This window comes from Mesorhizobium sp. M7A.F.Ca.US.006.04.2.1, from assembly GCF_004022915.1.
Classification (GTDB): Bacteria; Pseudomonadota; Alphaproteobacteria; order Rhizobiales; family Rhizobiaceae; genus Mesorhizobium; species Mesorhizobium ciceri.
In genome coordinates this window covers 1-13391 of the sequence record NZ_RZQA01000061.1, presented here as the reverse complement: position 1 = coordinate 13391, position 13391 = coordinate 1, and the positions used below count along the sequence as shown (strand labels likewise).

General features: G+C 61.9%; 13 protein-coding genes. 4 read left to right on the top strand and 9 right to left on the bottom strand.

Features of this window, described 5'->3' with window-relative positions; all coding sequences use genetic code 11:
* The first annotated feature begins 118 nt into the window (after nucleotides 1-118).
* A complete protein-coding gene (locus EN925_RS05615) occupies nucleotides 119-1240 on the top strand; it encodes an ABC transporter substrate-binding protein (protein ID WP_013532613.1) in 1122 nt (373 codons plus the stop codon).
* A 91-nt stretch (nucleotides 1241-1331) separates the two neighbouring features.
* Here the strand turns inward: EN925_RS05615 and EN925_RS05610 are convergent, their stop codons facing one another.
* The 8 genes from EN925_RS05610 to EN925_RS05575 all read right to left on the bottom strand — a co-directional run bounded on the left by EN925_RS05610 (nucleotide 1332) and on the right by EN925_RS05575 (nucleotide 8710).
* The gene (locus tag EN925_RS05610) at nucleotides 1332-3314 is read right to left on the bottom strand and encodes an acetyl/propionyl/methylcrotonyl-CoA carboxylase subunit alpha (RefSeq protein WP_127385441.1); all 1983 of its coding nucleotides are present in this window, start codon (nucleotides 3312-3314) and stop codon (nucleotides 1332-1334) included.
* 163 nt (nucleotides 3315-3477) lie between these two features.
* Nucleotides 3478-3852 (bottom strand): hypothetical protein, encoded by a 375-nt coding sequence (locus tag EN925_RS05605; RefSeq protein ID WP_164753856.1) that lies wholly within the window; start codon nucleotides 3850-3852, stop codon nucleotides 3478-3480.
* 39 nt (nucleotides 3853-3891) lie between these two features.
* A complete protein-coding gene (locus EN925_RS05600) occupies nucleotides 3892-4263 on the bottom strand; it encodes a hypothetical protein (protein WP_013532610.1) in 372 nt (123 codons plus the stop codon).
* A 39-nt stretch (nucleotides 4264-4302) separates the two neighbouring features.
* Nucleotides 4303-4773 carry a hypothetical protein gene (locus EN925_RS05595; protein WP_318011939.1) on the bottom strand — a complete coding sequence of 157 codons (471 nt, stop codon included), beginning with the start codon at nucleotides 4771-4773 and terminating at the stop codon, nucleotides 4303-4305.
* Between the two features lie 93 nt (nucleotides 4774-4866).
* Entirely contained in the window at nucleotides 4867-6474 is a 1608-nt protein-coding gene (locus EN925_RS05590; RefSeq protein WP_127385442.1) for a carboxyl transferase domain-containing protein, read from the bottom strand.
* 2 nt (nucleotides 6475-6476) lie between these two features.
* The gene (locus EN925_RS05585) at nucleotides 6477-7640 is read right to left on the bottom strand and encodes an isovaleryl-CoA dehydrogenase (protein ID WP_064993366.1); all 1164 of its coding nucleotides are present in this window, start codon (nucleotides 7638-7640) and stop codon (nucleotides 6477-6479) included.
* Nucleotides 7641-7703: 63 nt separating this feature from the next.
* Nucleotides 7704-8354 carry a TetR/AcrR family transcriptional regulator gene (locus EN925_RS05580; RefSeq protein ID WP_127370255.1) on the bottom strand — a complete coding sequence of 217 codons (651 nt, stop codon included), beginning with the start codon at nucleotides 8352-8354 and terminating at the stop codon, nucleotides 7704-7706.
* Nucleotides 8355-8425: 71 nt separating this feature from the next.
* Complete coding sequence (locus EN925_RS05575) at nucleotides 8426-8710, bottom strand: acylphosphatase (protein WP_063173625.1); 285 nt, start codon at nucleotides 8708-8710, stop codon at nucleotides 8426-8428.
* Between the two features lie 175 nt (nucleotides 8711-8885).
* On the opposite strand from EN925_RS05575, the gene EN925_RS05570 reads away from it, so the two are divergent.
* Nucleotides 8886-9878 (top strand): helix-turn-helix domain-containing GNAT family N-acetyltransferase, encoded by a 993-nt coding sequence (locus EN925_RS05570; RefSeq protein ID WP_127370254.1) that lies wholly within the window; start codon nucleotides 8886-8888, stop codon nucleotides 9876-9878.
* 35 nt (nucleotides 9879-9913) lie between these two features.
* On the opposite strand, the gene EN925_RS05565 is transcribed toward EN925_RS05570, so the two are convergent.
* The gene (locus EN925_RS05565) at nucleotides 9914-11026 is read right to left on the bottom strand and encodes a pyridoxal phosphate-dependent aminotransferase (protein WP_127385715.1); all 1113 of its coding nucleotides are present in this window, start codon (nucleotides 11024-11026) and stop codon (nucleotides 9914-9916) included.
* Between the two features lie 117 nt (nucleotides 11027-11143).
* Here EN925_RS05565 and EN925_RS05560 point away from each other — a divergent pair, with 117 nt between their 5' ends.
* A complete protein-coding gene (locus EN925_RS05560; RefSeq protein ID WP_127369673.1) occupies nucleotides 11144-12817 on the top strand; it encodes a sulfotransferase in 1674 nt (557 codons plus the stop codon).
* A 255-nt stretch (nucleotides 12818-13072) separates the two neighbouring features.
* Nucleotides 13073-13391: tetratricopeptide repeat protein (locus EN925_RS40080; protein WP_128336397.1), on the top strand; the 319-nt coding region annotated here is incomplete at its 3' end.

Below are 13391 nucleotides of genomic sequence, written 5' to 3'. Positions count from 1 at the left end.
GGCACAATCGGGCGGCGCCAGTGCGGAAAGAGGGGAGGAAGGAGGGATGAAATTGTCCCGCCTCTCTGGAAGAAGCGTGGCCGGGGCGGCCGCGCGTGAGTGGAGGAGTTCTACCATCATGAAAAAATTGAGTATTTTGAACGCGGCCATATTCGGCCTGATGATGAGCACGCCGGTCGCATTCGCCGACGATATCACCTTTGCGGTGATTGGCCCGATGACCGGACAGCTCGCCACCATCGGCGATCAGTTCAAGCAGGGCGCACAGGCCGCTGCCGATGCGATCAATGCCGCTGGCGGCGTCAACGGCTCGATGATCAAGCTTGATATCGAAGACGACCAGTGCGATCCCAAGCAGGCGGTGTCGGTTGCCAACCGCGTCGTCGCCGATGGCGTCAAGTTCATCGACGGCCATGCCTGCTCGGGTTCGAGCATTCCGGCCTCGGCCGTCTATGCCGAAGCCGGCGCGCTGATGATGAGCCCGGCTTCTTCCAACCCGGTGCTGACCGACGCGGCCGCCAAGGCCGGCTGGCCGACGATCATGCGGCTTTATACGCGCGACGATGCGCAGGGCGCCTTCATCGGCCCATGGATCGCCAAGAAGTTCGCCGGCAAGAATGTCGTCGTCCTGCACGACAAGAGCGCCTACGGACAGGGCGTGGCTGACGCCGTCAGGGCAACGATGAATGCCGGCGGCCTCAAGGAGGTCTATTATGACGGCATCAACGCTGGCGAGAAGGACTATTCGGCTCTCGTCACCAAGCTCAAGGACTTGAAAGCCGACGTCGTCTATTTCGGCGGCTACCATCCTGAAGCTGGCCTGATCCTGCGTCAGTCGGCGGAACAGAACCTGAAGTTCCAGCTGATCATGCCGGACTCCATCGCCTCGCCGGAATTCTGGCAGGTCGCTGGCCCGGCCGGCGAGGGCACCATGTTCGTCTTCCCGTCGGATCCGCAGGCAAAGCCGGAAGCCAAGGCAGCCGTCGAGAAGATCAAGGCCGGCGGTTTCGTGCCGGAGGGCTTCACGCTGTTCTCATACGCCACCATCCAGGCATTCGCCGAAGGCATCAAGCGTGCCGGCAGCGACGATCCGGCCAAGGTTGCCGAGGCGCTGAAGAACGGCACGCCGATCAGCACCGTTGTCGGTAATGTCACCTTCGACGAGAAGGGCGATCTCAAGAATGCCAGCTACGACATCAACCAGTGGCATGACGGAAAATATGCGCCGATCGCGCAGTAATCGCCGGCCCGGCGACTGAATAGCATAGGGAAATGGCCGGGGTCGTCCCCGGCCATTTTCTTGTTTGCCCTGTAGTCTGCCTTTCGAACCGTCAGCTGGCTACAGCGGCCGAAGCGGCTTGTTCCTCGAAGAATCGCACCAGCACTGTCCCGTCGGTCACCTGCGCGCCCTCGGTGGCAATCTCGGCGATCACGCCGTCATGCGGCGCGGCGATGGTATGTTCCATCTTCATCGCCTCCAGGATCAGCAGCGGTTGGCCCTTGATCACGGCATCGCCCTTTCCCACGCGTACCAGCTTGACCAGTCCCGGCATCGGCGCGCGCAGGCTGCCTGAACCCGCCGCTGCCTCGTCGGCCCGTGCCAGCGGGTCCGGCACCGTAAAGGTGTAGCCGACGGCGCCTTCAAACACGGTGATGTGGCCTGGCCAGCGGGCGAGGCGTGGTGTTGAGCGAAAATCATGCGAATTGGTGTCGTCATAGGGCTTGTCCAGCGTCACCTGGAACCGCCCGTCATACCGCACCGAAACTTTCGCCACGATTTCGTCTTCGCCAAACTTCAAACGTGTGCGTCGCGCCACGCTGTGGAAATGCGCATAACCGGCAAGCGACGACCACGGATCGTTGGGTGACGGCGATGCTCCGGCGCCGGAGGCCGCAACGGCCGCGGCAGCGATGGTTTCGCCAGTCGGCGGCGCGACCTCGATCAGCGCCGTCTGGTGCCTGGCGATCAGGCTGGTGTCGACATCGCCTGCGGCGAAATCCGGATCGGCGGCGAGAGCGGCAAGAAAGGCGGTGTTGACGGTCGAGCCGGCGACCTCGGTTCGCGACAGCACTGCACCGAGAGCTTCGAGAGCCGCCTGCCTGTCCGTTGCGTGGACGACCAGCTTGGCAATCATCGGGTCGTAATAGGGCGAGATGGCGTCACCCGCTCGCACGCCAGTCTCGATGCGCATCGTGGCGCCTTGCGGGGCCGCATCCGGAAATTTCAGATGATGCAGCGTACCGGTCGCCGGCAGGAACCCTTTTGCCGCGTCCTCGGCATAGATGCGCGCCTCGAAGGCATGGCCGACGAGCGCGATCTCGCTTTGCGTCTTGGGCAGCTTTTCGCCTGACGCGACCCGCAACTGCCACTCGACCAGGTCGGTGCCGGTGACCATTTCGGTGACCGGGTGCTCGACCTGCAGACGGGTGTTCATCTCCATGAACCAGAAGCGGTCGGCCTTCAGGCCCTGCGAGGCATCGACGATGAACTCGATGGTACCGGCGCCTGAATAATTGATCGCCTTGGCGGCCTTCACCGCCGCCTCCGTCATCGCCTTGCGCAAAGCGGGCGTCATGCCGGGCGCCGGCGATTCCTCGATCACCTTCTGGTGGCGGCGCTGCGCCGAGCAGTCGCGCTCGTAGAGATGCACGACATTGCCCAAATTGTCGCCGAAGACCTGCACTTCGATATGGCGCGGCTTGTCGACATATTTTTCGACCAGCACACGGTCGTCGCCGAACGCGGCTTTCGCCTCGCGCCGTGCGCTGGACAACGCCTCGGAAAACTCATCGGGATGCTCGACCCGGCGCATGCCTTTGCCGCCGCCGCCGGCGCGCGCCTTGATCAGCACTGGATAGCCGATCTCGCGCGCCTTGGAGGCAAGCAGCACGATCTCCTGCGCCTCGCCATGATAGCCCGGCACGACCGGCACGCCGGCCTTGTCCATCAGCCGCTTGGCGGCGTCCTTCAGCCCCATGGCACGGATAGAGGCCGCGGATGGGCCGATGAAAATAAGCCCCGCCGCTGTCACCTGGTCGACGAAATCGGGATTTTCCGACAGGAAGCCGTAGCCGGGATGAATGGCTTGCGCACCCGTTGCCAGGGCCGCCGCGATGATCTTGTCGCCGCGCAGATAGCTTTCGCCGACGGGCGAGGCGCCGATATGCACCGCCTCGTCGGCCATCTCGACATGCAGGGATTTTGCGTCGGCATCCGAATAGATGGCGACGGTACGCACGCCCAGCTTCCGAGCCGTACGGATGACACGGCAAGCGATCTCGCCGCGGTTGGCGATCAGGATCTTGGCGAACATGGAGCCTCCGCATGTAAGGTTCGAAGTCCATGGGAAGCATGGCGCTTGAACACCCCCCTCTGACCGGCAGGACAGAGGGGGGTGCTGTCCCGCGAGCCTTTTAAGCCCTCGGAGTAAACCTCTCCCTTACCAGGGAAGTGCTCTACCTTGCGGTCGGCTGTACCTACTTCGAGGCCGCGATCTCGCAACTGCCGCCGGTCGTGACTTTGTAGTGGCCGCGGGTGGACTGACAGGATTTCATCGCCAACTCTTCGGCCGTCTTTTGAGATGGTGCGTTGAGGTGGCCGCCGCAAACTATGTACGACGACATTATCCGTGCGTAGGGAGTGGTTGCGTACGCTGAATGGCCACCGGCCGCGACATAGGCCTTGTAGGCCTTGGTGCAGGGATCCTTGGGATTTCGCGGCAGGTACGGCGGGAAACGCTTGTCTCCCTCGCTTCCCGCCAGTGAGCCGGCCATGCCCGCGCCGCACGCCGCGATCGTCAGCAATCCGGCAAATATCGCCATGGCTGTTCGCTTGGAATTCGTGGATTTCATTTTGTCTTCCCCAAGGAGAAAAACCGGGCGCTTTCCGGTCTATTTGGACGCGGCGATGCTGCAGGCGCCGGCGACGGTAACCTTGTATTTGCTTTTGCTGGCCTGACAGGATTTCAGTGCCAGTTCCGCCGCCGCCTTTTGTGACGATGCATTCAGCTTCACGCCGCAAACGAAGTACTCGGTCGCCGGAACGATTGGCGTCGCCGCGAAAGCCGAATGGCCTGCGGCTGCGAGATACGCTGCATAGGCCTTCCCGCAGCCCCCGGTGGTTCCTATAGGAATGGTCACCGGGTAGCGCACGTCGCCCTTGCTGCCTGCCAGCGATCCGGCCATGGCAGCGGTGGAGGCCGCCACCATCAGCAAGCCTGCCACTATGGGGGTGGCTGCTCGTTTGCAGGTCCCGGATTTCATTCTGCTTCCCCCATTCGCAAAAAAGTCTCGGCCGGTTGCTTATTTCGATGACGAGATTGCGCAGCCGCCACTCGCGGTCTTGAGCTTCCACCGTGTCAACCCGGCCTGGCAATTGCGCAGCGCCGTCTCTTCCGCCGCCTTCTGGGACGGCGCGTTGAGCTTCGTCCCGCAGATGATGTAGAGGTCGACAACGCGCGAATAAAAGGTTGTGGCGTAGGCCGAATGGCCGCTCGCCGCGACGTAACCCTTGTAGGCAACGTTGCATTCGCCCGAACCCAAGGTCGGCGGAAAACGCACGTCTCCCTTGCGTCCTGCGAGCGATTCCGCCGAGCTGATGCCGGTCGCCGTTAATATTAGAAATGCGGAAAGTATCGAAGCAGCCGTTCCCTGGCAATATTTCAGTTTCATTTCCAGCCCGTCCCCATTGCCCCATGCTGGATAAACAGTAGCGAATATTTTGTCCCCCCGCCAGTTCACTGTTTGAGATTCGAAGCCGCCTATACTGACCAATCGCTTGGTCCATACAGTTCAGCCTTTTCACACGGCAGCAACGGCCTGCCGGTATAGTTCCGCCGTTTGGCTGTCGAAGTTGACCGTCCATTCTCACATCCGAAACACGCCAAAGCGCGTGTCCTCGATTTCGGCGTTGAGCGCGGCCGACAGGCTGAGCGCCAGCACGTCGCGCGTCTTTGCAGGATCGATGATACCGTCGTCCCAGAGGCGTGCGGACGAATAGAGCGGATGGCCCTCATGCTCGTATTTCATCAGGACAGGCTTCTTGAATTTCGCCTCTTCCTCGGCGCTCCATTCTCCGCCCTTGCGCTCGATGCCTTCGCGTTTGACCATGGCAAGCACCGTTGCCGCCTGTTCGCCGCCCATCACCGAGATGCGGGCGTTCGGCCACATCCACAGGAAGCGCGGTGAATAGGCGCGGCCGCACATGCCGTAATTGCCGGCGCCGAACGAACCGCCGATGATGACAGTCACCTTCGGCACCCTGGCGGTGGCAACCGCCATCACCAGCTTGGCGCCATCCTTGGCGATGCCGCCTGCTTCATATTTTCGACCGACCATGAAGCCGGTGATGTTCTGCAGGAAGACCAATGGAATTTTGCGCTGGCAGCACAGTTCGATGAAGTGCGCGCCCTTCAGCGCGCTTTCGGAAAACAGCACGCCGTTGTTGGCGATGATGCCGACCGGCATGCCATGGAGATGGGCAAAGCCGGTGATCAGCGTGGTGCCGTAATTCTGCTTGAACTCGTCGAATTCGGAACCGTCGACGACGCGCGCGATGACCTCGCGCGCGTCATAGGGCTGGCGCAGGTCGGTCGGCACGATGCCATAAAGTTCATCCGCCGGATGAAGCGGCGGAATTGCTCTCCTAGAGTTCAGGCTTACAGTCTTGTTCCGATTCAGGTTCTTGACGATGCGCCGGCAGATGGCGAGGGCATGGTCGTCGTCCAGCGCATAGTGGTCGGCAACACCGGAAAGCCTGGTGTGCACATCCGCACCGCCGAGATCCTCGGCACTGACATCCTCGCCCGTCGCCGCCTTCACCAGCGGCGGGCCGCCGAGGAAGATGGTTGCCTGATTGCCCACCATGATCGTCTCGTCGGACATCGCCGGCACATAGGCGCCGCCCGCCGTGCACGAACCCATGACGCAGGCGATCTGCGGAATGCCTGATGCCGACATGTTGGCCTGGTTGTAGAAGATGCGGCCGAAATGCTCGCGGTCGGGAAACACCTCGTCCTGGTTGGGCAGATTGGCGCCGCCGCTGTCGACGAGATAGATGCAGGGAAGATTGTTCTGCAGTGCGATCTCCTGCGCCCGCAAATGCTTCTTCACGGTCAGCGGATAATAGGTGCCGCCCTTCACGGTGGCGTCGTTGACGACGACCATCACCTCGGTGCCTTCGACGCGGCCGATGCCGGCGATCATGCCGGCCGAAGAGATCTCCTCGCCATACATCGACCATGCCGCGAACTGGCCGATCTCGAGGAAGGGTGAGCCGACATCCAGCAATTGCGCAAGGCGCTCGCGCGGCAGAAGCTTGCCGCGCGAGACATGGCGCTCACGCGCTTCCTCCGAACCGCCGAGCTCGACGGTGGCAGCCTTCTCCGCAATGTCGGCGACCAGCGCCCGCATGCGCTCGGCATTGGCACGGAAGGTTTCGGAGGAGGGGGAGATCTGGGTTTGCAACGTGGCCATACCTACACCCCCTCCGCCATGATCTCGCGGCCGATCAGCCAGCGGCGGATTTCGCTGGTGCCGGCGCCGATCTCGTAGAGCTTGGCGTCGCGCAACAGGCGGCCGGTTGGATAGTCGTTGATGTAGCCGTTGCCGCCAAGCAGCTGAATGGCGTCGAGCGCCATCAGCGTCGCCTTCTCGGCGGCAAACAGCACGCAGCCGGCGGCATCTTTTCGCGTCGTCTGGCCACGATCGCAGGCGGCGGCGACGGCATAGACATAGGCGCGCGCGGCATTCAGCGTCGTGTACATGTCGGCCAGCTTGCCCTGCACCAGTTGGAACTCGCCGATCGCCTGTCCGAACTGCTTGCGCTCATGCACATAGGGGATTGCCACGTCGAGGCACGCCGCCATCAGGCCGATCGGGCCGCCGGCAAGCACCGTGCGCTCATAGTCTAGGCCAGACATCAGCACTTCGACGCCGCGCCCTTCCTCATGCAGCACGTTGTCGAAGGGCACCTCGACATCCCTAAACACCAGCTCGCCGGTGTTGGAGCCGCGCATGCCGAGCTTGTCGAGCTTTTGCGCCACGGAAAATCCGGCAAAAGCCTTCTCGACGATGAAGGCGGTGATGCCGCGCGATTTCTGGTCCGGATCCGTCTTGGCATAGACCACCAGCGTCTCGGCGTCCGGCCCGTTGGTGATCCACATCTTGGTGCCGTTGAGCACGTAGCGGTCATTGCGCTTTTCGGCGCGCAGCTTCAGCGAGACGACGTCCGAGCCGGCGCCGGATTCCGACATCGCCAGCGCGCCGACTCGCTCGCCCGAGCACAGTGGCGGCAGGTATTTTTCCTTCTGCGCCGGCGTCGCCCAGCGGTTGATCTGGTTGACGCAGAGGTTGGAATGGGCACCGTAGGAGAGGCCGACCGAGGCCGAAGCGCGCGAAATCTCCTCGACGGCGATCACATGGGCGAGATAGCCCATGCCGCTGCCGCCGAAGTCGGGGTCGGCGGTGATGCCGAGCAGGCCGAGCGCACCGAGTTCGCCCCACAGATGCACCGGGAATTCATTCGAGCGATCGATGTCGGCGGCGATCGGCGCGATCCGGTCCTGGGCAAAGCGCCGCACCATGTCGCGCAGCGCCTCGATCTCTTCGTCATGCCCGAAGCTGAGCGTGTTGGTGTACATTTTTCTCCTCCCTGCGCATGACCCCGAAAATCGACTTTGATTCGAAAAGGGATCATGCGCGAATCAAAAGGCTGCAGCGTCCTTTGCGCGTCCGAAGGGACGCGCGGCGCTGTAGGCGTCGATCTTCGCGCCGACGAGCCGCATTGTCATTGAAAGATATGTTGTGGTCACTTCGCCGATCGACAGCCGTTCGCCCGGCCGAAACCAGACGATGACGCCGGTCATCATCTGGATCAGCGCCATGGCGGTCAGTCCGGTGTCGTCGATGCTGAAGGCGCCCGTCTCGGCGCCGTCGCGCAGGATGGTGCGCAGCTCCTTCTCGTAGGCAGTGCGCATGCGCAGGATCTGCGTCAGCCTTTCCGGCGACAGGCTGCGCAATTCCATGTTCGACACATGCGTGGCGTGCCGTCGCTCGATGTGGAAAGTGATGTGGTTTTCGACATAGGCCGAAAGCCGCTGCACGGGATCCGCATTAACCGGGCGAGCTGTTTCCCACGCTTCGGTCAAACCTTCCATGTGCTCGCGCATCAGCATGAACAGAAGCTCTTCCTTGGTCGGAAAGTAGCGGTAGAGCGCGGCCGCCTGTACGCCGACCTCGGCTGCGAGCTGTCGCATCGACATCGCCTCGTAGCCAAAACGCGCGATCAGATTGACCGCCGCCTCACGAATGGTCGCTTCGGTCTTTTCGCCATCAGACCCGGCGGTGCGTGCCATGTCAGCTCCTCTGCGGAGCAATAATAAAACGAACGTTTAATTAATTCAAGGCGCTCAATCCAAATCCGCCTTCATGCCACGATCCTGAACCCAACAGAGGCGTTGTCTGCCTCCAACTCCTCGACGTCGACCTTGGAAACCAAAGCCCCGGCCGGCCCTTTCCAGAGGCGCTCGATCATTGTCGAGACCGCCTCATCGAGGCCTGCGATCTCGGCCGTTACGGACCCGTCCGCTTCATTGCAAACCCAGCCCGCAAGACCAAGGCCCGTGGCCTCATCCCGGGCCCAGGCTCTGAAGCCGACGCCTTGCACGTTACCGTAGACGCGTGCGTGCACTTTCCTGCGATGACCAGCCATGAATCTCTCCAAGCCTGTCTCGTTTTGAATCTGGCGCACGACCTGAGGAATGCAACCTGCGCGCGGACGCAATAGCTGGGCCTTCCGGCTTTAGCTGGCCTTCTGGCCTTGAATTTAATTGACTCAGTCCACTAATTTAGGAAAATGGAACTGCTTTATTAGGAGCTGGCCGCAAATGTTGGACGAACGCAACGCATTGGTGGCCGATGTCCGGCGCTTCAATCGCTTCTACACGCGCACTGTCGGCCTTCTCGACGAGACGCTGACACAAAGTGCATTCACTTTGACCGAGGCGCGCGTGCTGTTCGAACTGGGTCACCGCAGCAACCCGGCTTCCGCCGAAATCGCCGGCGAGCGAGGTTTCCTGGTTGGTGCTTTTCGGCTGGAGAATGGCCCGGCGGCCTCCGAAATATCGAGACAGTTGCGTGTCGATGCCGCCTATCTGACGCGGATCCTGCGCAAGTTCGCGGGCCAGGGGCTGACCGAGGCCAGAACGGACCCGGCTGACCGGCGCCGAAGGGTCCTCTCGCTGACCGCAAGGGGCGAGGCAGCGCTTGCCAGGCTGCAGGCGGCGGCCGATCGGGATACGGCGCGGCTGATCGAAAGCGTACCCGACGACAGGTTGCATGAACTGCGCAGCGCCTTGCGCAAGGCGGGGGAATTGCTGGGTGATCCCACCCGTGAAAGCGGTGAGGTGACGTTGCGGCCGCACCGCGTCGGCGATGTCGGCTGGGTCGTGCAGCGCCAGGCCCAACTTTATGCCGAGGAATATGGCTGGACGATCGAGTTCGAGGCCATGCTCGCCGAGATCGGCGCCGATTTCATTCGCAATTTCGTGCCCGGCCGCGATTTCTGCTGGATCGCCGAGCGCGGTGGTCAGCCGGTCGGCGCGGTGTTCCTGGTTCATCAGGATGACAAGGTGGCCAAGCTGAGAATGCTGCATGTCGAGGCGTCGGCGCGCGGCTTCGGCATCGGCAAACGACTGGTGGCGGAATGCGTGAACCAGGCCCGGGCTTGCGGCTACACCAAGCTGGTTCTGTGGACCAACGACATCCTCGTTGCGGCGCGCGCGATCTACGAACGTGCCGGCTTCAGGCTGGTCTCGCAGGAGCACCACCGCAGCTTCGGCAAGGATCTGACCGGCCAGACCTGGGAAATGGATTTGTAGGCGGCTTTTGCTGCCGGTTGCGCGCCAGCGGTATCCTAATTGCCCCGCGCTGCCGCCAAAGCACCGGGAAGTTCCTCGGCAAAAATGTCGAGCTCGTGATCGAGGCCGACGCTGACGCGGATGCAGCGGTCGAGCCGTGGCACCATCGGCTTGCGGATGAAGACGTCGCGTGACAGCAGGGCTTGCAGAAGTTTCAGCGCGAAGGCGCCATCGCCGCAGCAATCGATGGTGACGAAATTGGTCGCCGACGCCAGTGGCTTCAGCCCGTTCGCCTCGGCAATGCCGGCGATGCGTCGGCGGCCGGCCGCGACCCGCGCCACCACGCTTTGCAGATAGTCCTGATCGGCGAGCGCCTCGACGCCGGCGATCTGCGCCATGCGGCTGACGCCGTAATGGTTGCGGATCTTCTCGAAGTCGCGGATCACCTGGGCCTCGGCGATCGCATAGCCGCAGCGTATGCCCGCCAGCCCGTACGCCTTCGAGAAGGTTCGCATGCGGATGACGTTTGGCCTGGAGATATCGATCGGCGGCAGCGCCGAGGCCGGCCCGAGTTCGCCATAGGCCTCGTCGAGCACCAGCATGGTGGTTTCCGGCAGCGCCTCGATGAAGCGGATGATCTCGCTCGCCTCCCACCAACTGCCCATCGGATTGTCGGGGTTGGAGAGATAGACCAGCGGGGCCTTGTCCCTGCGCACCGCCGCCAGCAGGCCATCCAGGCTTTCCCGGTCGTTCTCGTAAGGGACCGTCACCAGTCGTCCGCCGACACCGGCGATGTGGAAGTTGAAGGTCGGATAAGCGCCGAGCGATGTGACCACAGCATCGCCGGGCGCCACATACATGCGTGCCACCAGAGCGAGCAGGCCATCTATGCCTTCGCCGACAACGACGTTCTCTGCTTTTACGCCGTGATGCGCGGCTACCGCCACCTTCAGATCGTGATTGTCGGGATCGCAATACATCCACATGTCGCCGGCGATCTCGGCCATGCGGGCGATGACGCGTGGCGAGGGACCAAAGCTGCTCTCATTGGCGCCGATGCGGGCGCGAAAAGCGCGGCCACGCTCGCGCTCCTGCGCTTCGGGGCCGACAAACGGCACCGTCGAGGGAAGCGCTGCGATGAGCGGCATGAGGGGAGGGCGCTGATGCATGGTGGAAGCTCGCTTGAAAGGGCCTTCTTGCTAGCGCGCCGGATGGGTCGGTGCAAGTTGCCGCTGGGCAGATCCGTAACGCTGGATTCTTTCGGCCGCTTTTGCTAGCGAGACGTGATGAACAACCGTCTGCCGCCTGCTTGGTCAAAGCACATCAAGCCCGGACCCGCGCCGAAAGCGAAGGGGCCGATACTCAAGCCGACAATGAGCCAAGAAAACGCTCAATCGCGAGCGCAGGCCGACGAAGCGCTGCTGAACCAGGCCTATGCCCTTCAGCAGGCCCAGCGGCTCGACGAGGCCCAGGATCTGTGCCTTCGGGTGCTGGCGCGCACGCCAAACCATCCGCTCGCTCTGTATATCCTGGGGACCCTATACCAGCGTTACGATGACGAGATGGCCTTGCGGTATTTCGCGCGGGCGGTCGGCGAGGAACCTAAAAACCCCTACTACCACCTCAGCCTGGGCGAGGCCTATGCGAAGGTCAGCGAATATTCGCCAGCCATCAGGCATATGCTGTATGCTTTGGAACTGCAGCCCGGCCTTATCGAGGTGCTTTGTGCCCTGGGGCACGCCTACACCAAGTTTGACAAACCCGGCATGGCTTTGCCGCTCTACGAGAAGGCGCTCAAGATCAACCGCGATCATCCCAAAGTGCGGGCGGGGCTGGCCAGTGCGCTCAGCGGCCTGGGGCGCATGGATGAGGCCGCCGCCTGTCTGAAAGAAGCAATCGGACGTCGCATCGACGTGCCGACTGCCTACAACGACCTTGTGCAGACGAAAAAATTCACCGAAGAGCCGGAGGAACTCCAATCCATCCTGCGTGAACTCGGCAATCCCAAGCTTGATCCGGACAGTGCTTACAAGCTCCATCACGCTGCCGGCAAGGTGCTGAACGACCTCAAGCGCTACAGTGAGGCATTCGACCATTTCAACAGGGCGAAACGGGCCTCCGGCTACATCTTCGATATCAATCTGTATCGCCGCTGGATCGACTCCCTGATTGAAACCTTCACGCCGGACTTTCTGGCGGCCAGGGCCGGCTATGGAAATCCTTCCGAAGTGCCTGTGTTCGTGGTCGGCATGCCGCGGTCGGGCACAACGCTCACGGAACAGATCTGCGCCAGCCATCCCGATGTTCAAGGGGCAGGCGAGCTTAACAAATTGAGGCGGGTCGCCAATGCAATCGGCCTTAAAACCTCATCGGCTGGCGATTTGAGCCGGCCGGCCATGTCGGTCACGCAAGACCTGTCCAGAACGCTGGCGGAAGAGCATCTGTCCTACCTTAGGGAGTGGGCGCCTGCCGCGCTTCGCGTGGTCGACAAGATGCCGCACAATTTTGAAATGATCGGCCTTATCGGTCTTCTCTTTCCCAACGCGCGCATCATTCATTGCCGCCGTGACGCCATCGACAATTGCGTCTCTTGCTTTGTCCAGACCTTCAACAAAGGACACAGCTACAATACTGATTTGCGGATACTGGGTCTGTACTATCGTGAGTATGACCGACTGATGCGCCATTGGAACGAGGTTTTTCCAGGCCTTATATTCGAAAATCGCTACGAAACGCTGGTCGAGGATCAGGAGGCGCAGTCACGCCGCCTCATAGATTACCTTGGGCTGCCCTGGGATGACGCCTGCCTGCGTTTTTTCGACAGGGATGGTTCGGTCAACACGCCCAGCCGCTGGCAGGTCCGCCAACCGATCTACAAATCGTCCGTCAAGCGCTGGAAGAATTATGAAGGCGAGATCCAGCCACTCATCGATGCTTTGGGCGACTTGGCGGACGCGTAATTCAAACGAGTCTGGCGTGCCTCTCATGCGCGCACGCCTCCTCGATTTTGGTTGGCACTGCTGAGCTGAAGAAGCGCAGGGATGCGCGTGATTCCGCCCCCGATGGTCCCAAACGCAGTCGCTCGGTTGGTCGATTATTTTCTACGGGTCGACCCTCGAAGCGCTTGGTCGCCAACGCGCCGGCCGCAGTGTCCGAAGCTGCCTATGAGGCCAGATCTGGTGGATTCAACTGGTTTTTTTTGGTAGCTAGGGACCATGAACAGCCGCCTGCCGCCCGCTTGGTCCAAACACCTGAAAACTCGGTCCGGACCGCAAATCCCGCAGTCGAAAATCGTGCAGCCCAGGGCGGCCTCTCTGTCGCACGTCCAAGCCGACGACGCACTGCTAAGGCAGGCCTTCAACCTTCAGCAGGCAGATCGGTTGGCGGAGGCAGAGGCGCTATGTCAGCGCGTTTTGGCGCGCAATCCCCGACATCCTCTTGCTTTGTATTTGTTGGGCACCTTTGCGCTCGATCTGGATGACGAGATGGCCATTCGCTGTTTTGAGAGGGCCGTGAGGGAAGCACCTCAAAATC